A 239-nucleotide genomic window follows, 5' to 3' on the forward strand; every position below is an offset into this window, starting at 1 on the left:
CGTTGGCTGCCGCTTCAACGATCAGATGCTGCGCACCTACGCCAGACAGATCATGAAGCGCTCCCGCGGTCCCTACTGCACTGTAATGGACGCGGAAACCCTGACCAGAAACGAAGCGCGTTTCCTTGCGGCAAGCGGAATCACGGTGATCGACATGCCACTTAGTCAAGCGGCGGCTCGGCTTCTGGGAACGGGCACGGCTGCAGGTTGAGGACGGGATTAACAATGGCGGATGCCTT

General features: G+C 59.4%; 1 pseudogene. It reads left to right on the plus strand.

The features are described 5' to 3' along the window. Nucleotides 1-211 (plus strand): annotated as a pseudogene (locus tag X744_RS139565) (SIR2 family protein); the annotation flags it as partial. Nucleotides 212-239 lie beyond the last annotated feature (28 nt).

The sequence above is a fragment of the Mesorhizobium sp. LNHC252B00 genome (assembly GCF_000502955.1).
Lineage (GTDB): Bacteria > Pseudomonadota > Alphaproteobacteria > Rhizobiales > Rhizobiaceae > Mesorhizobium.